21 protein-coding genes and 4 tRNA genes are annotated in these 21,489 nt (G+C 69.4%); 10 read left to right on the top strand and 15 right to left on the bottom strand.

Translation table 11 applies throughout. The annotated features are described in order from the left end of the window. Nucleotides 1-88 precede the first annotated feature (88 nt). Together AQJ91_RS18545 and AQJ91_RS18540 are read left to right on the top strand one after the other, a co-directional pair. Nucleotides 89-163, top strand: a tRNA-Asp gene (locus tag AQJ91_RS18545). 143 nt (nt 164-306) lie between these two features. Next, nucleotides 307-534 (top strand): DUF6274 family protein, encoded by a 228-nt coding sequence (locus tag AQJ91_RS18540; protein ID WP_067022465.1) that lies wholly within the window; start codon nt 307-309, stop codon nt 532-534. 402 nt (nt 535-936) lie between these two features. On the opposite strand, the gene bldC is transcribed toward AQJ91_RS18540, so the two are convergent. Next, nucleotides 937-1,143, bottom strand: a complete 207-nt coding sequence (bldC, locus tag AQJ91_RS18535; RefSeq protein WP_003949541.1) for a developmental transcriptional regulator BldC — start codon at nt 1,141-1,143, stop codon at nt 937-939. A gap of 551 nt (nt 1,144-1,694) precedes the next feature. After that, the gene (locus AQJ91_RS18530; RefSeq protein ID WP_067022464.1) at nt 1,695-2,537 is read right to left on the bottom strand and encodes a DUF8083 family protein; all 843 of its coding nucleotides are present in this window, start codon (nt 2,535-2,537) and stop codon (nt 1,695-1,697) included. A 222-nt stretch (nt 2,538-2,759) separates the two neighbouring features. On the opposite strand from AQJ91_RS18530, the gene AQJ91_RS18525 reads away from it, so the two are divergent. Together AQJ91_RS18525 and AQJ91_RS18520 are read left to right on the top strand one after the other, a co-directional pair. Beyond that, complete coding sequence (locus AQJ91_RS18525; protein ID WP_067022462.1) at nt 2,760-3,854, top strand: Leu/Phe/Val dehydrogenase; 1,095 nt, start codon at nt 2,760-2,762, stop codon at nt 3,852-3,854. 283 nt (nt 3,855-4,137) lie between these two features. Next, nucleotides 4,138-4,389, top strand: coding sequence for a DUF3073 domain-containing protein (locus tag AQJ91_RS18520; protein WP_067022460.1), 252 nt, complete (start codon nt 4,138-4,140; stop codon nt 4,387-4,389). Between the two features lie 126 nt (nt 4,390-4,515). On the opposite strand, the gene purM is transcribed toward AQJ91_RS18520, so the two are convergent. From purM to purS, 9 genes are all read right to left on the bottom strand, one after another. Then, on the bottom strand, nt 4,516-5,583 hold the full coding sequence (gene purM, locus AQJ91_RS18515; RefSeq protein ID WP_067022457.1) for a phosphoribosylformylglycinamidine cyclo-ligase: 1,068 nt from the start codon (nt 5,581-5,583) through the stop codon (nt 4,516-4,518). A 46-nt stretch (nt 5,584-5,629) separates the two neighbouring features. Then, nucleotides 5,630-7,159, bottom strand: a complete 1,530-nt coding sequence (gene purF, locus AQJ91_RS18510) for an amidophosphoribosyltransferase (RefSeq protein WP_067022455.1) — start codon at nt 7,157-7,159, stop codon at nt 5,630-5,632. Between the two features lie 61 nt (nt 7,160-7,220). After that, on the bottom strand, nt 7,221-7,985 hold the full coding sequence (locus AQJ91_RS18505; protein WP_067022453.1) for an META domain-containing protein: 765 nt from the start codon (nt 7,983-7,985) through the stop codon (nt 7,221-7,223). A gap of 38 nt (nt 7,986-8,023) precedes the next feature. Further along, nucleotides 8,024-8,821 (bottom strand): maleylpyruvate isomerase family mycothiol-dependent enzyme, encoded by a 798-nt coding sequence (locus AQJ91_RS18500; protein WP_067022451.1) that lies wholly within the window; start codon nt 8,819-8,821, stop codon nt 8,024-8,026. A gap of 9 nt (nt 8,822-8,830) precedes the next feature. Then, the gene (locus tag AQJ91_RS18495) at nt 8,831-9,655 is read right to left on the bottom strand and encodes a M23 family metallopeptidase (protein WP_067022449.1); all 825 of its coding nucleotides are present in this window, start codon (nt 9,653-9,655) and stop codon (nt 8,831-8,833) included. Between the two features lie 20 nt (nt 9,656-9,675). After that, nucleotides 9,676-10,176 (bottom strand): ArsR/SmtB family transcription factor, encoded by a 501-nt coding sequence (locus tag AQJ91_RS18490; RefSeq protein WP_067022447.1) that lies wholly within the window; start codon nt 10,174-10,176, stop codon nt 9,676-9,678. A 120-nt stretch (nt 10,177-10,296) separates the two neighbouring features. After that, on the bottom strand, nt 10,297-12,555 hold the full coding sequence (purL, locus tag AQJ91_RS18485) for a phosphoribosylformylglycinamidine synthase subunit PurL (RefSeq protein ID WP_067022445.1): 2,259 nt from the start codon (nt 12,553-12,555) through the stop codon (nt 10,297-10,299). Next, a complete protein-coding gene (purQ, locus tag AQJ91_RS18480; protein ID WP_067022443.1) occupies nt 12,552-13,232 on the bottom strand; it encodes a phosphoribosylformylglycinamidine synthase subunit PurQ in 681 nt (226 codons plus the stop codon). The genes purL and purQ overlap by 4 nt, the downstream gene beginning before the upstream one ends. After that, the gene (purS, locus tag AQJ91_RS18475) at nt 13,229-13,492 is read right to left on the bottom strand and encodes a phosphoribosylformylglycinamidine synthase subunit PurS (protein WP_019982969.1); all 264 of its coding nucleotides are present in this window, start codon (nt 13,490-13,492) and stop codon (nt 13,229-13,231) included. The genes purQ and purS overlap by 4 nt, the downstream gene beginning before the upstream one ends. Nucleotides 13,493-13,831: 339 nt before the next feature. Between purS and AQJ91_RS18470 the strand changes: the two genes are divergently transcribed. From AQJ91_RS18470 to AQJ91_RS55680, 4 genes are all read left to right on the top strand, one after another. Further along, nucleotides 13,832-14,149 carry a histone-like nucleoid-structuring protein Lsr2 gene (locus AQJ91_RS18470; protein ID WP_067022441.1) on the top strand — a complete coding sequence of 106 codons (318 nt, stop codon included), beginning with the start codon at nt 13,832-13,834 and terminating at the stop codon, nt 14,147-14,149. A gap of 122 nt (nt 14,150-14,271) precedes the next feature. Then, nucleotides 14,272-14,343 (top strand) — tRNA-Gly (locus tag AQJ91_RS18465). 80 nt (nt 14,344-14,423) lie between these two features. Continuing rightward, nucleotides 14,424-14,496: transfer RNA gene (locus AQJ91_RS18460), tRNA-Gly, on the top strand. A gap of 493 nt (nt 14,497-14,989) precedes the next feature. Next, complete coding sequence (locus tag AQJ91_RS55680; protein ID WP_234382492.1) at nt 14,990-15,307, top strand: hypothetical protein; 318 nt, start codon at nt 14,990-14,992, stop codon at nt 15,305-15,307. Between the two features lie 51 nt (nt 15,308-15,358). Here AQJ91_RS55680 and AQJ91_RS55675 read toward each other — a convergent pair whose 3' ends face one another. Beyond that, nucleotides 15,359-15,514, bottom strand: a complete 156-nt coding sequence (locus tag AQJ91_RS55675; RefSeq protein WP_234382489.1) for a hypothetical protein — start codon at nt 15,512-15,514, stop codon at nt 15,359-15,361. Between the two features lie 172 nt (nt 15,515-15,686). On the opposite strand from AQJ91_RS55675, the gene AQJ91_RS55670 reads away from it, so the two are divergent. Together AQJ91_RS55670 and AQJ91_RS18445 are read left to right on the top strand one after the other, a co-directional pair. After that, nucleotides 15,687-16,085 (top strand): hypothetical protein, encoded by a 399-nt coding sequence (locus tag AQJ91_RS55670; protein ID WP_067022437.1) that lies wholly within the window; start codon nt 15,687-15,689, stop codon nt 16,083-16,085. Between the two features lie 504 nt (nt 16,086-16,589). Then, nucleotides 16,590-16,662: transfer RNA gene (locus AQJ91_RS18445), tRNA-Gly, on the top strand. Nucleotides 16,663-16,707: 45 nt separating this feature from the next. Here AQJ91_RS18445 and AQJ91_RS18440 read toward each other — a convergent pair. The 3 genes from AQJ91_RS18440 to AQJ91_RS18430 form a co-directional block, all read right to left on the bottom strand. Continuing rightward, the gene (locus tag AQJ91_RS18440; protein ID WP_067022435.1) at nt 16,708-17,607 is read right to left on the bottom strand and encodes a phosphoribosylaminoimidazolesuccinocarboxamide synthase; all 900 of its coding nucleotides are present in this window, start codon (nt 17,605-17,607) and stop codon (nt 16,708-16,710) included. A 69-nt stretch (nt 17,608-17,676) separates the two neighbouring features. Then, nucleotides 17,677-19,170, bottom strand: a complete 1,494-nt coding sequence (locus AQJ91_RS18435; RefSeq protein ID WP_067022433.1) for a N,N-dimethylformamidase beta subunit family domain-containing protein — start codon at nt 19,168-19,170, stop codon at nt 17,677-17,679. 238 nt (nt 19,171-19,408) lie between these two features. After that, nucleotides 19,409-21,175: a M48 family metalloprotease gene (locus AQJ91_RS18430; RefSeq protein WP_067022425.1), complete on the bottom strand. Its 1,767-nt coding sequence runs from the start codon at nt 21,173-21,175 to the stop codon at nt 19,409-19,411. Nucleotides 21,176-21,489: the final 314 nt, after the last annotated feature.

Below are 21,489 nucleotides of genomic sequence, written 5' to 3'. Positions count from 1 at the left end.
CTGTACGTTGGGTGAGTTCGACCGGGGCCCACCCCCTCCTGTACAGTCTCTTCTCGCAGCGCAACGCAGGAATCGCGCCGCGAAACCTGGTCCTGTGGAGCAGTTTGGAGTGCTCGCCACCCTGTCAAGGTGGAGGCCGCGGGTTCAAATCCCGTCAGGACCGCAGCAAGCAGTAAAGAGAGCCCGGGTCGGATGACCCGGGCTCTCTTGCGTCCGCACGACGCTCCGCAGCGCCTTGACGCCGTCACATTCGCTCGGTACCCAGAAACCAGGCCCGTTCCCCGCAGGCCCTCCTGGAGGTGGCGTATGGCGGCTTCGGCTAGGCACGAGACTCGGGCGTTGCTTCGTGCACATCTGGCAGCCGCCTCCTCCTATCGACATCTCACCCGGCACTGCCCGATCTGCCATCAGCTGCTGCGGCTGGCGATGGACTCCCCGCCGCACAACGCCGGCAGTGGCCCCGAGGAGACCGTGAAGGCGGTGAAGGCCGTAGAGGCCATGGAGGACGAAAGCCCCTCCCCCGCCTCCCTGTAGCGCACTACGCCAGAGGCAACAAGCATCCCGGCATGTGACGGGTGTCACCGCATGAGTTTTTGAAACCGCGGTACTTACACCCTGCCTACAACTGGTCGATTTAATATGTGCAATTGCACCAGACCCGACGGCCCTCCCGACACCCCTCCCCACACCCCCCACCAGACTCCGACAAGGACGCTCACAGACGTGTCCGGCCGGCACCACAGCGCGCACAAAAAAGATCGCGCTGGACCCGGCGGAGTCCAGCGCGATCTACGACGCACCCTGTTGCTTGCCTGAAGAGCTCTGACTGGCTTGGGCGTGGGCCCTGTTGGGGCAGAACCCGCGTCGCTTGGAGCTAGGGTTCGGGCGCTACGGCACAGTGGGGGGACCTGCCGGTTTGCCCGGATATGGAGTTGTTCAGGCCTCGCTGCGCTGCTGCGGGATACCCGCGAGCAGAGCGCGGACCTCAGCCTCGCGGTAACGGCGGTGTCCGCCGAGCGTACGGATGGACGTAAGCTTTCCGGCCTTCGCCCACCGCGTGACCGTCTTCGGGTCTACGCGGAACATCGTGGCGACCTCAGCCGGGGTCAGCAGCGGCTCGGCATCAGGGGTGCGAGCGGTCATGAGCGGCCTCCTCGGGAGAACCGAACCTTCTCGGTTCTTTCCTCTAAATTCTGCACCTTGACCCGCGTTGCCCGAAATGGCGGACGCGAGTCGAGTCGGTTATAGGACGAACGGCTTGTCCTCGGCACTACAACTACACCATCTGTCCAGCCGCGTCGGCCAAACCGATGGAATTGCCCTCCAGGTGTTCATCAGCGACGGAAGCCGATGGACCATGCCATAGCGGACAGTCACGCCACTGTGACGATCAGTCACAGTGGCGTGCAGGAGTCATCTGACCCCCCAAAGCGTGCAATGCGAGCGGAATCCTCCCCCGGACTCCTTGTCCTATTTTGGCACGAGGAGGGGCAAGGGACGCAAGGGCCGCGTACGTGCGGTCCGTCACGCTTGACACGGACTTGAGGCGAACGCCCGGATCGGAACCTACGTCCCATGTTGACGAAACCTCAGGAACTCCAAGCGCCTCAGAACGAGGACGAAACCCCAAAACGGGCGTCTCGTCAAACATCCGTTCGTGACCTAAGACCCGCTCATCGTGACCCAGGACACGTTCAGTTCGCCGAGCGCCGGTCCCGCACCGCCCGCCACCGCTCCACGAGCCGCCCGTACGCCACCCCAGCCGCATCCCCGTCGCCACGCCGCAGCGCGTCGATGCCCGCTGCCACGTCCGCCGCCGAGTGATCGCCCTCGAGCTCGCCGGCCGGCAGCACGTGCACCAGGCCGCCGTAGTCCAGCTCCACCAGGGAGCGCGGATGGAACTCCTCCAGCCAGCGCCCGACGTCCACCAGGCCGTCGATCAGCGGCCCCTCGTCGATGGTGTCCTTCAGCGTCCTGAGCGCCCGCGCCACGCGCCGCCGCGCCTGCACCATGGGCGTCCGGTAGCGCAGCACGGGCGCCTCGTCGCCGGACCCCTTGCCGTACTCCCGCTCCTCGTCACCGACCAGCACGAACCAGTGCAGCGGCACCTGCCAGGTCGAGGTGCGGATCCACGGGCGGGCGTCCGGGTTGCGGCGCAGCCAGCGCTCGTAGTCCTGGGCCGCCTGACGCCTTACGACCTCCGGCAGCACCGCGTCGAGGACTGGCTTGGGCAGCTCCTCGGCCAGCTCCCCCAGGGCCTGCCAGCCGCGCAGCCGGGTCCGCCACGGGCAGACGCACACCACCCCGTCGACATCGAGCACGAACGCGTCGCCGCTCTCGTGCACCGGCACCGGGACCGGCGGGGTGGGCAGCAAGTCGGCCAGGGCGCGGCGCAGTTCGTCCTGGTACGAGGGACGGTCGGGGCGGCGGGCGTAGCGCGCCCAGTGGCCGCGCTCCGGCTCGGGGAAGGCGGCCAGCGGTTCGTACACGCGCAGATAGGTCGCGTACGGGACGACCACCGAGGACACCTTGGGCACGCCTGCTCCCTCCCCCGCCGTCTGCCAGGAAAACCTGCGAAACCCACACACGAACGAGCGGGAAAACTATGCAAATCGTCGCACGGCCGTACTCCGGGAGTAGGTGATCCTGAGCACGGCGCGGTGAGCGGGTCCCACCAGGCTCTAATCTCGTGCCACAGCACCCCGCCACCCGTACGGGAGCTGTCACCAACCGCCGCTACTTACCCAGGAGTCACCACAGTGACCGACGTAACCGGCGCACCTGCTGATGTACTGCACACCCTGTTCCATTCGGACCAGGGCGGTCATGAGCAAGTCGTGCTCTGCCAGGACCGTGCCAGCGGCCTCAAGGCCGTCATCGCCATCCACTCCACCGCACTGGGCCCCGCCCTCGGCGGTACGCGCTTCTACCCGTACGCGACCGAGGAGGAGGCCGTCGCCGACGCGCTGAACCTCGCCCGCGGGATGTCGTACAAGAACGCCATGGCCGGTCTCGACCACGGCGGCGGCAAGGCCGTGATCATCGGCGACCCGGAGAAGATCAAGACCGAGCAGCTGCTGCTGGCCTACGGCCGGTTCGTGGCCTCGCTGGGCGGGCGCTACGTCACCGCCTGCGACGTCGGCACGTATGTCGCCGACATGGACGTCGTCGCCCGCGAGTGCCGCTGGACGACCGGCCGCTCGCCGGAGAACGGCGGCGCCGGCGACTCCTCCGTCCTCACCGCCTTCGGCGTCTACCAGGGCATGCGGGCCTCCGCCCAGCACCTGTGGGGCGACCCGTCGCTGCGTGCCCGGCAAATCGGCATCGCGGGCGTCGGCAAGGTCGGCCACCACCTCGTGGAGCACCTGGTGGCGGAGGGCGCCGAGGTGTTCGTCACCGACGTGCGCGAGGACGTCGTACGGCGGATCACCGAGCGGCACCGGAACGTCCTGGCCGTCGCGGACACGGACGCGCTGATCCGGGTCGAGGGCCTCGACATCTACGCCCCCTGCGCGCTGGGCGGGGCGCTGAACGACGACACCGTGCCGGTGCTGACCGCCCAGGTGGTCTGCGGCGCCGCCAACAACCAGCTCGCCCACCCGGGCGTCGAGAAGGACCTCGCCGACCGCGGGATCCTCTACGCGCCCGACTACGTGGTGAACGCCGGCGGTGTCATCCAGGTCGCCGACGAGCTGCACGGCTTCGACTTCGAGCGGTGCAGGGCGAAGGCGGCCAAGATCTACGACACCACGCTGGCCATATTCGCACGTGCGAAGGCGGACGGGATTCCGCCGGCGGCGGCGGCCGACCGGATCGCGGAGCAGCGGATGGCGGAAGCCCGCGGGAGATCGTAGCCGGGGCTGGCGGTACCTGCCGGTGGACAGTTAGAGAGAACTCTCACTTCTACCGGCGGGTCGACCGTCGAGAAGTGGTTAAAATCGCGGTTGACCAGCGAGGACAGGGCGCCTCGAAGGTCCTGAGCACACGCGCGTGCTGCGGGCGACGTACCGTATGGGCGTGGGCTCAGGTACCGTGGAAGCCCTACGGACCGGTCTCTCCGCGGAGAGCCCGTGCCGGATCATGAACGCGTGTCAAGACTCTGGGGCCGTCGAGCCCCGTCACCGAGGGGGTCGAGCCATGGGGCGCGGCCGGGCCAAGGCCAAGCAGACGAAGGTCGCCCGCCAGCTGAAGTACAACAGCGGCGGGACTGACCTGTCGCGTCTGGCCAACGAGCTGGGCGCTTCGACTTCGAACCAGCCGCCGAACGGCGAGCCGTTCGAGGACGACGAAGACGACGACCCGTACGCCCAGTACGCGGATCTGTACAACGACGACGAGGACGATGAGGACGACGAGTCCGGTCCTGCGTCTCAACGCCGCGGCGCTTGACGATTCAACTGCGCTTTGCCCGGTCCGGGGCGGTTACCACCGCCGGACCGGGTTTTGCGCTGCCCTCGTTAAGCGTCGGTCCTCGTGAGGCTTCGCGCCTCCTGAGGCTTCGCGCCTCCTGAGGCGTCAGCTCGCGTAGTCGCCGACCAGGGCGGCACCGGTGGTGTGCTCGCCGCGGTCGGTGATCTCGCCGGCGACCCAGGCCTCCAGGCCGCGGTCGGCCAGCGTCGCCAGGGCGGCGTCCGTGGCCTCCTGCGGCACGATCGCGATCATGCCGACGCCCATGTTCAGGGTCTTCTCCAGCTCGAGTCGCTCGACCGAGCCGGTCCGGCCGACGAGGTCGAAGATCGGGGCAGGGGTCCAGGTGGAACGGTCGACGGTCGCGTGCAGGTGGTCCGGGATGACGCGGGCCAGGTTGGCGGCGAGGCCGCCGCCGGTGACGTGGCTGAACGCGTGCACATCGGCGGTGCGCGTGAGGGCCAGGCAGTCCAGCGAGTAGATCTTGGTGGGCTCCAGGAGCTCCTCGCCGAGGGTGCGGCCCAGCTCGTCGATGCGGGCGTCCAGGGCCAGTCCGGCCTGGTTCAGCAGGACGTGCCGGACGAGCGAGTACCCGTTCGAATGAAGGCCGGAGGCCGCCATGGCGATCACCGTGTCACCCGTACGGATACGATCCGGGCCGAGCAGCCGGTCGGCCTCCACGACGCCCGTACCGGCGCCGGCGACGTCGAAGTCGTCCGGGCCCAGCAGACCGGGGTGCTCGGCCGTCTCACCGCCGACCAGGGCGCAGCCGGCGAGGACGCAGCCCTCGGCGATGCCCTTCACGATGGCGGCGACGCGCTCGGGGTGGACCTTGCCGACGCAGATGTAGTCGGTCATGAACAGTGGCTCGGCGCCGCACACCACGATGTCGTCCATGACCATCGCGACCAGGTCGTGGCCGATCGTGTCGTAGACGCCGAGCTGGCGTGCGATGTCGACCTTCGTGCCGACGCCGTCGGTGGCGGAGGCGAGCAGGGGGCGCTCGTAGCGCTTGAGGGCGGAGGCGTCGAAGAGGCCGGCGAAACCGCCGAGGCCGCCGAGGACCTCGGGGCGCTGCGTCTTCTTCACCCACTCCTTCATGAGCTCCACGGCGCGGTCGCCCGCTTCGATGTCGACGCCCGCAGCTGCGTAGCTGGCACCAGTTGTCTCAGACATGGCTAGTGAGAACTTTCGTGTCGTACGGCAGGTGTTACGGGCCGTCTTACGGGCGGCGGATCGCGTCGGCGGCGGCCGTGGCGGCCGGGCCGGCGGCCAGCTCCGTCTCCAGGAGCTGCTTGCCGAGCAGCTCGGGGTCGGGGAGCTCCATCGGGTACTCGCCGTCGAAGCAGGCGCGGCAGAGGTTCGGCTTGGCGATGGTGGTCGCCTCGATCATGCCGTCGATGGAGATGTAGGAGAGGGAGTCGGCGCCCAGGGAGGTGCCGATCTCGTCGATGGTCATGCCGTTGGCGATGAGCTCGGCGCGGGTGGCGAAGTCGATGCCGAAGAAGCAGGGCCACTTCACCGGGGGAGAGGAAATCCGGATGTGGACCTCCGCCGCGCCCGCCTCGCGGAGCATCCGCACCAGCGCCCGCTGGGTGTTGCCGCGGACGATCGAGTCGTCGACGACGACCAGGCGCTTGCCCTTGATGACTTCCTTCAGCGGGTTCAGCTTGAGGCGGATGCCGAGCTGACGGATGGTCTGGGAGGGCTGGATGAACGTACGGCCGACGTACGCGTTCTTCACCAGGCCGGCGCCGAACGGGATGCCGGAGGCCTCCGCGTAGCCGATGGCGGCCGGGGTACCGGACTCCGGAGTCGCTATCACCAGATCGGCCTCGACCGGCGCCTCCTTCGCGAGGCGGCGGCCCATCTCCACGCGGGAGAGGTAGACGTTCCGGCCGGCGATGTCGGTGTCCGGGCGGGCCAGGTACACGTATTCGAAGACACAGCCCTTGGGCTTCGCTTCCGCGAACCGGGAGGTGCGCAGGCCGTTCTCGTCGATGGCGATGAACTCGCCCGGCTCGATCTCACGGACGTAGGCGGCGCCGCAGATGTCGAGGGCCGCGGACTCGGAGGCGACGACCCAGCCGCGCTCCAGGCGGCCGAGGACCAGCGGGCGGATGCCCTGCGGGTCGCGGGCGGCGTAGAGGGTGTGCTCGTCCATGAAGACGAGGGAGAAGGCGCCGCGCACCTTCGGGAGGACCGAGTGGGCGGCCTCCTCGATGGTCAGCGGCTTGCCGTCGGCGTCGACCTGGGCCGCGAGGAGCGCGGTGAGCAGGTCGGTGTCGTTGGTGGCGGCCACCCGGGTGGAACGGCCGTTGGTGTCCTTCGGGAGGTCGGCGACCAACTCGGCGAGCTGCGCCGTGTTGACCAGGTTGCCGTTGTGGCCGAGCGCGATCGAGCCGTGCGCGGTGGCACGGAACGTCGGCTGGGCGTTCTCCCACACGGAGGCGCCGGTGGTCGAGTAGCGGGCGTGACCGACCGCGATGTGACCCTGGAGCGAACCGAGCGAGGTCTCGTCGAAGACCTGGGAGACGAGTCCCATGTCCTTGAAGACGAGGATCTGGGAGCCGTTGCTGACCGCGATTCCCGCGGATTCCTGGCCCCGATGCTGGAGGGCGTAGAGCCCGAAGTAAGTGAGCTTGGCGACCTCTTCACCCGGAGCCCAGACTCCGAAGACGCCGCAAGCGTCCTGGGGGCCCTTCTCGCCGGGGAGCAGATCATGATTGAGTCGACCGTCACCACGTGGCACGCCACCGAGTGTAGGCGAGATCGACCACTGGTCCGAATTGGGGATACGGGCCAGAAGTGGATCACTCGGCGGCGACCGCGTTGGTGGTTTCTCCGTTTTCGCTGGTCAGCGTGAGAGTCCGGTGATCGAGTTCGTACGTCACCTTGCCGTTGAAGAGGCCCAGGAGCTCCTTCTCGGTCTGCATGAGTGAGGTGTCGCACATCATTCGGGTGGTGGACGGGGCGCCCAGGGTGATATGTCCGTCGCTGACCGTGGCGGTGGCGTTGACCTTGTTGCAACCGAGGCTGCCGCTGACCTTGCCGGCCTTCTCGTCGAAGGTGAGATGGGCCTTGCCGGCGGTGTGCGGGGACGTGATGGTCCACTTCGTGCCGTCGAGCGCGGCGTCCGGCTTCTTGGTGAGGGTGACGCGGTCGCCGTCGGCGGTGGTGAGGGTGAGTTTGTCGCCCTTGGTCTCGGCGCTGAGGGTGCCGTCGTCGAGGGTGCGGGCGAGGGACGTCTCGAAGGTGGTGGGGATGCCCTCGCAGGCCTTCTCGGTGGCCGACATGCCGTCGAAGGAGACGCTGCCGTCCTTGAACGCGGCCTCGGCGCCGAAGTCGTTGCAGCCGAGACTGCCCCTGACCTCGCCGTCCTCGGCGATCCGCAGGTAGGTGGTGCTCGGCGCCTTGCTGTTCTTCCCGTCGACGGTGAGGTCGTCGATCGCCCAGTGGACGCCGGTGACGGCTGCCGGACCGGCGCCGACCGAGTCGCTGCCCGCCTGCTCGGTGCCGCAGGCGGCCATGAGCGGAAGGACGGTCAGCACGACGAGGGTGAGTCGCTGTTTCTCCATGCCGGTGGGACGGGAGGGACGGAAGACCGGTTCCGCCCTCAGCCCATCAGCGGCAGCAGCCCGCCGAGATCGGCCCGCTCCCCGCTGGCGCTGACCTTGGCCTCGTCGAGCGCGTCCTTCCACTCCACCCGCCCGGTGGCGAGCCGGATCCAGGTCAGTGGATCGGTCTCGACGACGTTGGGCGGGGTGCCACGGGTGTGCCGGGGCCCCTCCACACACTGCACCACCGCATACGGCGGAATCCGCACCTCGGTCGACCCGCCCGGCGCCTTCGCGGCGAGCGCGTCGGCGAGCAGCCGGGTGCAGGCGGCGAGGGCCTGCCGGTCGTACGGGATGTCGAGGCCGGGGACGGCGGCGTTCAGGTCGTCGGTGTGGACGACGAGTTCGACGGTACGGGTGACCAGATGGTCGGCGAGGGTCATGGCACCGGTACGGGCGGCGAGGAGCCGGTCGCCGGGGGCGGTGGCGAGGGCCTCGGTGATCCGCTCCTCGGCGCGGGCGTAGAGGGCGTCGAGGTCGGGGTTGGCGGCGGCCAGCTCACGGGTGCCGTCGGCGATGTCCCGTGCACGGGCGGCGGTGGCGAAGGGCCAGTCGAGAAGGGTGAGTTCCTGTCTGGTGGGCTCGTCCCGGTCGAGGTTCCGGCTGACGGTCTCGACGGCCATCGTGACGTGCGCGGCCAGGTCGCGTACGGTCCAGCCCGCCAGGCGGGTGGGAAGGGCGAGCTGCTCGTCGGTGAGGGCCCGGACCGCCTGCCGTACGTTCCCGAACTGGGTGAGGATCGCGGTGCGGATCTTGGCGGGGTCGTAGGTGCGGGGGCGCTTCTTGGCCGGGGGCATGGGGTGAGCCTATTCGGGGTGGAACGCGGAGGCGGGCCGCGGTACGTCGAACACCTCGCGGTTGCGCGGCACTCCGATCTCGCTCCAGCGGAACGGCAGCCCATGGGCCGTCTCCGGGTCCGGGGCGTCCATCAGCTGGAAGTGCAGGTGCGGTTCGGAGGAGTTGCCGGAGTTTCCGCACTGGGCGAGCTGCTGTGCGGCGTGGACGCGGTCGCCCTCGGTGACGGTGAGGGAGCCGTGGCGCAGGTGGGCGTAGAGGGCGTAGGTGCCGTTGCCGAGGTCGAGGACGACGTGGTTGCCGACGATGCGGCCGGTCCCGCCGATCGTCCGCGCCAGGCCCTCGATCAGGAACAGGTACAGCAGGGCGGGCAGTGAGGTGCGGCTGAGGTGGTCGCGGTGGCGGTCGGTGGCCCGGACGACCGTGGCGTCGGCGACGGCCAGGACGGGCGCGCCGAAGCCGGGGAAGTCGCTGTTGCGGCGGGCCAGGGGCCACAGTGCGCGGAAGCCGGGGCGGGCGCCCGGCTCGGGCTCGGCGACGATGTCGATGGCGTAGGTCTGGCCGTAGGCGTGCGTGCCGTGGCTCGGGGTGCGGTCGGCCGGGCTGTTCAGCGCGGACCAGCGGCCGGTGACCGGTGGGCCGACCTCGACGGGCTCGGGGGCGGCGGGCCTGTCCCGGCGGTTCAGCACAGCGACCAGGACGTACGCCAGGATCAGCGGCAGGGAGTTCCACCAGCCGGGGTAGGGCAGGCCGACCGAGAGGTCGACGACGATCAGGGCCACGAAGGCGATCCAGAGTAAGCGGAAGGCCTTCATGACCAGCTTGCGCACGGGCATCGTTCCCCCAGTGAAGTAGGTCAGGGCAGCCCCGCGGACAGGGCCACCAGCAACGGGACCACCCGGCCGGCCGGCACCTCGTACCGTCCCCGGGCGGTGGTGTGCAGCCAGCCCGCGCCGGTCAGTTGGCGCAGGTGGTGGTAGATCTGGCCGGTCGTACCCAGTTCGTCGAGCTCGGCCAGTTCGGCCGCGGTGCGCCGACCGCCGACGATCTCGCGGAGGAGCCGCAGCCGGACGGGGTGCCCGAGCGCCGCGAACGACTCGGCGGCCTGCGTCCAGTCGCCGGCCAGCAGTTCCTCGGTCAGCGCGCCCTGCTGCCAGTCGTAGCGCTCACCGGTGGGCAGCCGGACGGCGCCGGTGAACAGCACGCCACCGTCGGCGGCCCGCAGCGCGGCCAACTGCTCCTTGAGTCCGTCGAGGGCCCAGAAGTCGCCGTCGCCGAGGCGGGGGGCGGTGGCGTGCGTGCCCTCCAGGGCCGCGACCCGGCGCTCCAGCTCTGTGACTCGGTCGTCCAGTTCCACGTCTTCGATAATACGGAACTACGTAATTACGTCAATCGAAGGGTTGTCCACACACGTCGAAGGCCCCGCCCGGACTCCTCGAGTCGGGCGGGGCCTTCGACGTCGTACGCCAGAGGGGGACTACTTCAGCAGCGCCGGGATCGTCTCCTCGTGCGCCTTGCGCAGGTCCTCCAGGGAGAGCGCGAACTCGCCCTGCAGTTCCACCGCATCGCTGTCGACGACACCGATCCGCGTGACCGGGAGGCCCCGCGCACCGCACATGTCGTTGAAGCGGACCTCCTCGGAGCGCGGTACGGCGACGACCGCGCGGCCCGCCGACTCGGAGAAGAGCAACGTGAAGGCGTCCAGGCCGTCCGGGACGATCAGGCGCGCGCCCTTGCCGCCCAGCAGCGCCGACTCCACGACCGCCTGGATCAGGCCGCCGTCGGACAGGTCGTGCGCGGAGTCGATCATGCCGTCGCGGGAGGCGGAGATCAGGATCTCGGCGAGCAGGCGCTCGCGCTCCAGGTCCACGGCCGGGGGCAGACCGCCCAGGTGGTCGTGGACCACCTGCGACCAGGCCGAACCGCCGAACTCCTCACGGGTGTCACCGAGCAGGTAGAGGAGCTGGCCCTCTTCCTGGAAGGCGACCGGGGTGCGGCGGGCGACGTCGTCGATCACGCCGAGGACAGCGACCACCGGGGTCGGATGGATGGCCACCTCGCCCGTCTGGTTGTAGAGCGACACATTGCCGCCCGTGACCGGGGTGCCGAGCTGCTGGCAGGCGTCGGCCAGGCCGCGGATGGCCTCCGCGAACTGCCACATCACCGCCGGGTCCTCTGGCGAGCCGAAGTTCAGGCAGTCGGAGACGGCGAGCGGCTTCGCGCCGGTCGTGGCGACGTTGCGGTACGCCTCCGCCAGCGCCAGCTGCGCGCCCGCGTACGGGTCCAGCTTGGCGTAGCGGCCGTTGCCGTCCGTCGCGATGGCGACGCCCAGGCCGCTCTCCTCGTCGATGCGGATCATGCCCGAGTCCTCAGGCTGGGCCAGCACCGTGTTGCCCTGCACGAAGTGGTCGTACTGCGAGGTGATCCACTTCTTGGACGCCTGGTTGGGGGACGCGACCAGCTTCAGGACCTGGTCCTTCAGCTCATCCGAAGTGGCAGGCCTGGGCAGCTTGTTCGCGTCGTCCGCCTGGAGCTCGTCCTGCCAGGACGGGCGGGCGTACGGGCGCTCGTAGACCGGGCCGTCGTGGGCCACGGTCCGCGGGGCGACGTCCACGATCTTGCCGCCGTGCCAGAAGATCTCCAGCCGGTCACCGTCGGTCACCTCACCGATGACCGTGGCGATGACGTCCCACTTCTCGCAGATCTCCAGGAACCGGTCGACCTTCGCCGGCTCGACGACCGCGCACATGCGCTCCTGCGACTCGCTCATGAGGATTTCCTCGGGCGAGAGCGTGGAGTCGCGCAGCGGTACGTCGTCCAGGGTCACGCGCATGCCGCCGGAGCCGTTCGACGCCAGCTCGGACGTGGCGCAGGACAGGCCCGCCGCGCCCAGGTCCTGGATGCCGACGACCAGCTTCTCCTTGAATGCCTCCAGGGTGCACTCGATGAGGAGCTTCTCCTGGAAGGGGTCGCCGACCTGGACCGCGGGGCGCTTCGACGGCTTGGCGTCGTCGAAGGTCTCGGAGGCGAGGATCGACGCGCCGCCGATGCCGTCGCCGCCCGTGCGGGCGCCGTACAGGATGACCTTGTTGCCCGCGCCGGACGCCTTCGCGAGGTGGATGTCCTCGTGCCGCATGACACCGATGGCACCGGCGTTGACCAGCGGGTTGCCCTGGTAGCAGGCGTCGAAGACGACCTCGCCGCCGATGTTGGGCAGGCCGAGGCAGTTGCCGTAGCCGCCGATGCCGGCGACGACGCCGGGAAGTACGCGCTTGGTGTCGGGGTGATCAGCCGCACCGAACCTCAGCGGGTCGACGACCGCCACCGGCCGCGCACCCATCGCGATGATGTCGCGGACGATGCCGCCGACACCCGTGGCCGCGCCCTGGTAGGGCTCGACGTACGAGGGGTGGTTGTGCGACTCGACCTTGAAGGTGACCGCGTAGCCCTGGCCGACGTCGACCACGCCCGCGTTCTCGCCGATGCCCACGAGCAGGGCGTCGGACTGGGGTGCCTTCTCGCCGAACTGGCGCAGGTGCACCTTCGACGACTTGTACGAGCAGTGTTCGGACCACATGACCGAGTACATGGCGAGCTCGGCACCGGTGGGCCGGCGGCCGAGGATCTCCACGACCCGCTCGTACTCGTCCTTCTTCAGGCCGAGTTCGGCCCAGGGCAGCTCGACGTCGGGGGTCGCGGCCGCGTGCTCGACCGTGTCCAGAGGCGTCCGGCTCATGCGTTGACCAGCTTCTTGAGGATCGAGGTGAAGAAGGGGAGGCCGTCGGTGCGGCCGGTGCCGATGAGCGGCTCCACGGCGTGCTCCGGGTGCGGCATCAGGCCTACGACGTTGCCGGCCTCGTTGGTGATGCCCGCGATGTCACGGAGCGAGCCGTTCGGGTTGAAGTCGAGGTAGCGGAAGGCGACCCGGCCCTCGGCCTCGAGCTTGTCCAGCGTGTACTCGTCGGCGACGTACCTGCCGTCCATGTTCTTCAGCGGGATGTGGATCTCCTGGCCGGACGTGTAGTCGCTGGTCCAGGAGGTCTCCGCGTTCTCCACCCGCAGCTTCTGGTCGCGGCAGATGAAGTGCAGGTGGTCGTTGCCGAGCATCCCGCCCGGGAGCAGGTGGGCCTCGGTGAGGACCTGGAAGCCGTTGCAGATGCCGAGGACCGGGAGACCGGCCTTCGCCTGCTCGATGACGGTCTCCATCACCGGCGAGAAGCGGGAGATGGCCCCGGCGCGCAGATAGTCGCCGTAGGAGAAACCGCCGGGCAGCACCACGGCGTCGACCTGCTTGAGGTCCTTGTCCTTGTGCCAGAGGACGACCGGTTCGGCGCCCGCGAGCCGGATCGCGCGCTGCGTGTCCCGGTCGTCGAGGCTGCCCGGGAAAGTGACGACGCCAATACGAGCGGTCACTTCGCAGCCTCCGCGACTTCCTCCACCTTGACGGTGAAGTCCTCGATCACGGTGTTGGCGAGGAAGGATTCCGCAAGATCATGGATGCGAGCGAGCGCGGCGTCGTCCACCGGCCCGTCCACTTCCAGTTCAAAACGCTTTCCCTGACGTACGTCGGAGATGCCTTCGAATCCCAGCCGCGGCAGTGCGCGCTGCACCGCCTGGCCCTGGGGGTCGAGGATCTCCGGCTTGAGCATGACGTCGACTACGACGCGTGCCACTGGCACTCCCGGTGTGTGGTGCTGAGCAGGTTCCTTCAGACTACCCGTACAAAATTTCTACGCGGGTAGAGTTGTAGGAAACTACATACCTGCCGTCACGATCCGGTATCGGACCGGGGTCTTCACGAAAAGTTCAGGGAAAGATCCTGGATCAGCCCGCCATCCCTATTGCCCCGGGACACGCGGACAGATTTAGTCGGGCTTCACAATGCATTGCCGGGCCCTGTACAAATGAAATGTCAATAGCCGATACTTTGCCCAATAACTGGCGGACAGTCGGCATCTCCGCGACGTCCTGGCACGTCATCGCAGAGATGTCGCACGAAGGGACCGATATTCGTGGCGCAGCGTGTCGTGGTCACTCTCTTTGACGACATCGACGGCTCAGAAGCGGCGGAAACGATCGCCTTCGGACTCGACGGCAAGTCGTACGAGATCGACCTGAATGAAGCCAATGCCAAGAAACTGCGTAAGGCGCTCGAGCCGTACGTGGAGGCAGGCCGCAAGCGGTCGAGGTCCGGCCGCGCCTACCGGCAGACGGAGGTCGCCCCTGACCCGGCGGCCGTCCGGGCCTGGGCGCAGGCCAACAAAATGGAGGTGCCGGCCCGCGGGCGGATCCCCAAGAAGGTGTACGAGGCCTTCTCTGCGGCGCAGTGACCCTGGGCCGACGACCGGTCACCCGCCCCTCGGGAGAACCGACTTGCGCCGCACCCCTCCGGGTCGGCTAGAGTCTGGAGCACGCCGAGGGGCGAGGCCGAAAGGTCCACCCCGAGGATTGTGCGGGTGTAGTTCAGTAGTAGAACATCCCCCTTCCAGGGGGAAGGCGCAGTGTGCGATTCCTGTCACCCGCTCCGCACCGCCGTACCGACCACTGTTGTGGATCAGGTAGGCTGGTGCTCGCGCCGACCGGTGAAAGCTGGTCGGAGGCAATGCGGACGTAGCTCAGTTGGTAGAGCGCAACCTTGCCAAGGTTGAGGTCGCGAGTTCGAGCCTCGTCGTCCGCTCTTGAATGAAGACCCCGGTCCACTGGAGCGGGGTCTTTTTTTCTTGCCCAGTCCTCCCGTTCGAGAGCAGTGGCGCTGTGACCATCGCCACACAAGACCCGCGGTATGCGATCCACGTCACCGCTTGGCGATCTGCGTACGGTGCCCGTTCGAAGCGGCCTCGCCTCCTTGAGCCGTCCTGCACGTCTTCGCGCTACCGCATAACGACGCCTTAGCAGCTACTGGTCGAGGATGATCCACAGTTGGCAACAAATCACCTGTACAGGTCAATCATGTCAAATACCGAGACTATTCGAGCCTTCGAAACGCATGATCGACGTCGGTAGGTGAGTTCGTGTGACCAGGAGGAGGGGGTCGGCCGGTGGCGTACAAGCGGGGGAGGAAGCGTGAACTGCGCGTACGGGCTGATCCATTCACCGTCGCAGCGCCTTCAGGAGCGAGGATCAGGGACCGGCTTCGTCTGGACCCGGTCGATGAGGACGTTCTCCGTGTGGTGGGCGAGCATCTCGGCCACCACCAGCGGGCCGACCTGGCCGAGCGCATCAGGATCGGCCGGGCCACGGCGAAGGCCACCAAGAGGGCGGAGCGGAAGAAGAGAGTCACTGCGGTGTCCTCATCCCGCTGGGCCGGGGCCATGACCCGCGCCAGCGAGGATCAGTACCTGCTGTCAATGCGGGTCCTCTTCGCCGAGCGGGCCACCCTGCGCCGCGCCATCCGCGCGATCAACAGACGTCTGACCGCACCGTGCGGTAAGCGTGCCAAGAACGGCGTACGTGGTTATGCGGATCCAATCGAGTGTTTCCAGAAGTAGCGGCACCTGCAGGTACTCAGGGCCCGGCTCGCCACCGTGGAAGCACGGATCCTAGCCGGGCGGCCATCGATTGTTGTAGGGAGCCGCCGTCTGGCCGGACTGCGGCACCACCTCGCCGACGCACAGCTCACCGAGGTTGAGTGGCGTGAACGATGGGAAGCCGAGCGCCTGTTTCTCAGCGCTGACGGCGAGTCCGGTGCGCCACACGGCAACTACACCATCACCGTCGACCCGGCCGACGGTTCCGTGTCACTCGTGCTGCCCGAGCCGCTGCGGCATCCGGCAAACGCGCCCCGGGGCCGTTACCGACTCTCTTGCACCGTGCGGTTCTCGCACCGTTGCGAGGAGTGGCTGGACCGGATCACCGCTGACCGGGCCCGTGCGGTACGACATCATTGCTGACCCGATCCGCGGGCGCTGGTACCTGGACGCGTGCTGGGCTGCCGACAAGGTCATGTTGCCCACCCCAGACGAGATCAAAGCTTCCGGCGCGCGGCTGCTCGGCGTAGATCTGAACGCCGACCACCTCGCTGCCGCCGTACTCGACGCACACGGAAACCCACTCGGCGAGCCGATGACGGTACCTGTCGACTTGACCGGACCCGCTGACACGCGGGACGGCAGACTGCGGGCCGCAATCAGCAACCTGATCACGCTCGCCCACGAGTACGGCTGCGCAGCGATCGTGGTGGAGAACCTGAGCTTGCCGACGCCCGCGACACCGGACGGGAGACCATGGGGCGAGGCCAGCGCGGCAAACACTTCCACCGAACCGTAGCCGGCATCCCCACCGCGCGCTTCCGCGAGCGGCTGCGCGGCATGGCGTACCACCGGGACCTGTTCGTCATCGCCGTCGACCCGGCGTACACCAGTCGCTGGGGCGGGCAGCACTGGACCAAGCCCCTGCAAGACCAGTCAAAGACCACGGTCACCCGGCACCACGGCGCCGCGGTGGCCATCGCACGACGCGCTCTTGGGCACGGGATCCGGCGTCGGCCAGGTGTGACCGCCCATCACCGGAGGATGGTGGAGCGGAGAGCTACCGGCCAGGCCGTGTCCCTCCCGCGAGCGTGTGGGGCCGCGAGCCCACCCAGGACAGCGGGCACGCCTGGCGTAGGCAGTAAGACCCGACTGCACCGAGGTGACCAGCTCGCGCTGTTCCCCTGCCTCGAAGACCGTTCGCGAGGCCACCCGGCCTTCACCAGCCCGGTTCACAGCGAATCGACCGGTGTCGGCCGACCACGCTAGAGACGGTATAGTTGCTCTCGCGCCACGGCGCAGTGCGGACGTAGCTCAGTTGGTAGAGCGCAACCTTGCCAAGGTTGAGGTCGCGAGTTCGAGCCTCGTCGTCCGCTCCGCAAAGAAGCCCCCCGGCCCAGGCCGGGGGGCTTCTTCATGTCCTACGTCCAGCTCGTGCCCGTCAGGCGCTCGTACGCCTCCACGTACTTCGCTCGGGTCGCGTCCACCACCTGCTGGGGCAGCGACGGCGGGGGCTGCTCGCTCTTGCGGTCCCAGCCGGAGGCCGGGGAGGTCAGCCAGTCGCGGACGTACTGCTTGTCGTACGACGGCTGCGCGCGACCTGGCTCCCACTGGTCGGCCGGCCAGAAGCGGGACGAGTCGGGGGTGAGGACCTCGTCCGCGATGACGAGCGTCTCCCGCTCGAAGCCGAACTCGAACTTGGTGTCCGCCAGGATGATGCCGCGGTCCCGGGCGATGTCGCGGGCGCGGCCGTAGACGGCGAGGGTCGCCTGGCGCAGCTGGGCGGCGGTGTCGGCGCCGACCTGGCGGGCGACCTCCTCGTAGGAGACGTTCTCGTCGTGCTCGCCGACCGCGGCCTTGGTGGCCGGGGTGAAGATCGGGGCGGGCAGTTCCGAGCCGTCGACCAGGCCCTCGGGGAGGGCGAGGCCGCAGACGGTGCGGGACTCGTTGTACTCGACGAGGCCCGAGCCGGTGAGATAGCCGCGGGCCACCGCCTCCACGGGGATCATCTGCAGGGACTTGCAGATCAGGGTGCGGCCGGCCCAGTCGGCGGGGGCGCCGGCAGGCAGTTCGGTGCTCAGGACGTGGTTGGGGACCAGGTCGGCGAGCTGGTCGAACCACCACAGGGAGAGCTGGGTGAGGACACGGCCCTTGTCGGGGATCTCGGTCGGAAGGACCCAGTCGTACGCCGACATACGGTCGCTGGCGACCATCACGAGGTCGCCCGCCTCGTTCTGGTACAGGTCGCGCACCTTGCCGGTGTGCAGGTGTACCAAGCCCGGAACCTGAATCGGCTCGGGCTTTTCTACGAATCCGGACACGGTTCCTCCCCGTGGTTCTGTCCTAATGGCTCGATTCTCCCGTATGCGGGACTGATCACGGACACGGGGTCAGTCACGTTTGCAGATGCGGTCCAGGAGGTTCGCGGTGGCGCGCTGGACACGTGTGTCGACGTGGCCCGGGCGGTCCAGCGCCGGGGACCACGCGAACGTTCCGGACGCGAAGACCAGGGCGCCGGACGGGGCACGGTACAGGGACGTCTCCTGGTGGCGGAGGGTGCCCTCGGTGTCGGTGTACGGGGAGTGGGCGAGCAGGATGCGGTCCTCGTGCTCGGGGAGCTGGGTGCGCGGGAAGTAGCGGTCGGCCTCGCCCGCGACCAGGCCCTCGAGCTCGTCGCCCTCGTGCGCGCCGGTCGCCTCCCACAGCCAGTGGTCGACGTTGCGGACGATCAGGGGGTGGGGCTCGGGGACGCGTCCCGCGTACTGGATACCGACCAACTGCTGCTCGGGGCGGTCGATTTCACGCCAGAGGACGGGCCTGCCCGGCCCCCTGCGTTTGCGGCAGGTCAGCAGGCGGTCGGGGACGCCGGACGGGGACGGGCCCAACTCCACCTGCCAGTACATGGTGTTGGCGGAGAGGAAGACGAGGGACGTGCCGTTCTCCCGGGCCAGCTCGACCGTGCGGCGCATGTTCGACGACCAGTACTCGTCGTGGCCGGGGAAGACCAGGCCGCGGTAGCGGGTGGGGTCGACATGGCCGGCGTGCAGGTCGCGGGCGTCGGCATAGGCCAGGTCGTAGCCGTAGCGCTCGGCCCAGCGGATGAAGTCGTAGGCGTGGCCGACGTGGAGGGGGAGGCCGGCGCCCGCGTACGGGCGGTCGAAGGAGACCGTCGTCGCCGCGTCGGACTCGCCGAGGAGGCGGCCGTCCTCGTCCCAGGCGTGGTAGAGGCTGGCGCCGGTGCGGCCGTCCTCGGGGTAGAGGTTGTAGGCCTGCCAGGTGACGTCGGGCAGGAGCAGGAGCAGGTCGGCGGGGTGGTTGTCGCGGACCGTGAAGGGGATGTGGGAGCGGTAGCCGTCGGCGGTGGTGAGAACGGCGACGTACGCCCCGACGGTCCAGTAGGAGGGGATCTGGAGGCGCCAGGACAGCCACCAGTGGTGGCAGGAGACCGTGCGCTCGGCGGCCAGCGGCGGGAGCTGGACGATGCCGGGCAGGCGCGGGCTGGTGGTGATCTTGGCGGCGCCGTCACCGCCGTAGTGGCCGATGCGGTAGACGTCGACGCTGAACTCCTGCGGCGGGTCGACCGTGATGTGGAAGTCGACGGCCTCGCCGGGGGCGACCGCACCGGTGGAGGTGAAGCCCTTGATCTGGCGGTGCACGTCGTCGGCGGAGCGGGGGCCGTCGGCGGTACGGGGGCCGGGGACCCTGGGCATGCCCTCCACCGGGGGATGGGCCTGGCCGTCGACGTACCAGGGGACCACCTGGCCGGTGTCGTCGAAGTACGTCACATGGCCGCGCAGCCAGGGGACGGGGCCCTGGCCGAAGGGGTCCGTCACGGCGTGCGCGAGTGCTCCCGACTCCCAGCGGCGGATCTGCTCCGACCCCATGGCCGCACCCTCCCTCGGGCCCCCGTTGTTGTCGTGCCCTGTGTACTTGTCGTATGTCGTAAGCCCTTGCCATGGGCCCGATCGGTCCCAGCACATCACATAACGCACGCAGGCTGTCACTATTCGTTGCGAATTGGCCGAAAGTGGAATCAGGTGTTCCCGTACGGGACTTGGGTGTACGGGACTTGGGTGTACGGGACTTGGGCCGGCTTTGGGCGGGCCTTCTGCGAAGACGCCGTCAGACCAGGCGGACCGGCTTCTCCGGGCGTATCCCGGACTCGACCAGCCAGGTCTGGAGGGGGCCCGGGTCGCCGTCCTCGATGAGGCTGAGGACTCTGGGGGTGAGGTCGGCGGCCCGCTCGCCGTGGACGAGGAGGGTGGGGCCGTCCAGCCAGTCGAGGCCGGGGGTCGCGCCGGCGGTGTCCATCGCGGCGCAGCACACCATCGCGGTGACATGGTCGGTGAGCAGTTCACGGGCGGTGCGCGGGGGCTGGAGCGGGAAGAGGGGCAGCGTGCCGTCGTCCCAGAGGGCGGTGTCGGAGGCCGGTGACGCCTCCGTCAGCTCCTGCGGGGCGGCCGCCTCCTCGCGGGCCAGTTCGGCGCTGAGGCCGGCGGCGAGTGCCGAACTCCGTTCGCTCTCGCGGTCGTCGGTGTCTTCCTCGCCCATCGCCTCGTAGTCGCCCTTGGCGGTTCTGGGGGTCGGCGCGGAGGTGGCGTCCGGCGGTGCCGACAGGTGGTCGAGGACGCGAGAGAGGGTGGGGCCGTCGGCCTCGGAGGCAGTGCGGCCGGGGGCGGGGCGGACGCCGAGGGCGTCGAGGACACGGTGGAGGCGGGCGGCGTCGGTGCGCCACTTGCGGTCCACGACCTCCTCCGGATACTCCTGCCAGTCCACCGGGGCCCAGTCCGGGCCGGTCTCGGCCGGGCCGCCGTGGAAGAGCCGGGCGGCGAGCAGGGAGGCGGCCTCGTCGATCACGCCGGGCTCTTCGAGCAGGTCGCAGGCGGGGCGCTCGCCCAGCCGGGACGCGAAGCCCTCGGCCAGCCGGTCCCGGCGGGACAGCTCGGTCAGCGCGGCGACGACGCCCGCGTCCAGCCGGGACGGCCAGCGGCCCATCCGCCAGGCGGGCAGCGCGACCCGGGTGAGCAGCCGGTCCCAGCCCGCGTACGCCAGCCCGACCTGTTCCTGGGCGACGATCCGCAGGCCGTAATCCACAGCCTGTGCACGCTCCGCGGCCGCGGCGGCCACGCCCCGCTCCATCTCGGCGGCATGGTCCCGGCAACTGCGCAGCAGCAGCCGCGCCACCCAGGCGACGCCCGCGCACAGCACGCGGGTCAGTGGGCAGCGACCGCGCGTGGAGGCCGCCGCCAGCGCCGCGTCCAGGCCCCGCACGAAGCGGCGGGCCTGCGCTATGTCCGGGTGCGCCGAAGGGCCCGTACCGGCGACGACCGGGGCGAGGACCGCGCGCAGCTCACCGACCCGCATCCACCACAGGAACGGGGAGCCGATGACGAGTACGGGAGCGGCCGGCGTACGGCTCGTACGGCGGTGTCCCGCCCGCAGGCCGCCGGTGAGCTCGTCGCGGTCCCCGGGCGGGGGCGGGCCGTGGGACGGGTGGGTGCGGTCCTCCAGCCAGCTGTCGCAGTCCGGGGTGAGCGCTATCGCGGACGGGGCGGGGACGTCGAGGCGGTCGGCCAGGTCGCGCACCATGCGGTACAGGTCAGGGGCCTGCTCCTCGGCGACCGGGACCGTCGGGCTGACGGCCGGGCGGGCGCGGGCGAGGACCAGGGCGATGCCGGCGGCGGCGAGCAGGACGAGCACGGCGAGCGGGATCACGGCCCAGCGGGCGGCACGCCAGCCCGGGCCGGTGAGATGTCCGGTGGAGCCGCCGGCCAGCAGTACCACGGCGACGGCGGCGGGCACCAGGGCGACCGCCAGTGCCCTGCTACGGATGCGCAACACAGCGAGCGCCCGGGCACGCGCGCCCTGCGCGCCCGCCTCCACTCCCATACCGGTCACGGCCGGACCTCACCCCCTCCCCGATGCCCTGGCTGTCCTGACTTTCCTGGCTTTGCTCACTCCCCCACTGTGGCACCCACCACTGACATCGCAATGCCGGTGGGCCAAGTGCCGGAACGCTTGCGCCGCACCCTAGTTGGGGCTCCGGCCCACGTCAGCCGGATGGGGCATCGGTCACTCGATGGAATGGCTTTGGGGAAAGGTGGATGACGGGCTGCGAGGATCAGGCCCCGGATCCAGGCAACGGTCAGGCCCCGGATCCTTAGACGGATTCGGGGCCTGGCGGGTTCATCGACGGGTTCATC

This window comes from Streptomyces dysideae (assembly GCF_001514305.1).
In the GTDB taxonomy this organism is placed as follows: Bacteria; Actinomycetota; Actinomycetes; order Streptomycetales; family Streptomycetaceae; genus Streptomyces; species Streptomyces dysideae.
The sequence above is the reverse complement of the archived record's forward strand: the minus strand, read 5'-3'. Positions and strand labels throughout refer to the sequence as shown.

Excerpts from the sequence above, each read along its gene's own strand:
- AQJ91_RS18520 (WP_067022460.1), top strand. The coding sequence starts at position 4,138 with ATGGGGCGCGGCCGGGCCAAGGCCAAGCAGACGAAGGTCGCCCGCCAG.
- purM (WP_067022457.1), bottom strand. The coding sequence starts at position 5,583 with ATGTCTGAGACAACTGGTGCCAGCTACGCAGCTGCGGGCGTCGACATC.
- AQJ91_RS18505 (WP_067022453.1), bottom strand. The coding sequence starts at position 7,985 with ATGGAGAAACAGCGACTCACCCTCGTCGTGCTGACCGTCCTTCCGCTC.
- AQJ91_RS18500 (WP_067022451.1), bottom strand. The coding sequence starts at position 8,821 with ATGCCCCCGGCCAAGAAGCGCCCCCGCACCTACGACCCCGCCAAGATC.
- AQJ91_RS18540 (WP_067022465.1), top strand. The coding sequence starts at position 307 with ATGGCGGCTTCGGCTAGGCACGAGACTCGGGCGTTGCTTCGTGCACAT.
- purL (WP_067022445.1), bottom strand. The coding sequence starts at position 12,555 with ATGAGCCGGACGCCTCTGGACACGGTCGAGCACGCGGCCGCGACCCCC.
- AQJ91_RS18495 (WP_067022449.1), bottom strand. The coding sequence starts at position 9,655 with ATGCCCGTGCGCAAGCTGGTCATGAAGGCCTTCCGCTTACTCTGGATC.
- AQJ91_RS18430 (WP_067022425.1), bottom strand. The coding sequence starts at position 21,175 with ATGGGAGTGGAGGCGGGCGCGCAGGGCGCGCGTGCCCGGGCGCTCGCT.
- AQJ91_RS18435 (WP_067022433.1), bottom strand. The coding sequence starts at position 19,170 with ATGGGGTCGGAGCAGATCCGCCGCTGGGAGTCGGGAGCACTCGCGCAC.
- bldC (WP_003949541.1), bottom strand. The coding sequence starts at position 1,143 with ATGACCGCTCGCACCCCTGATGCCGAGCCGCTGCTGACCCCGGCTGAG.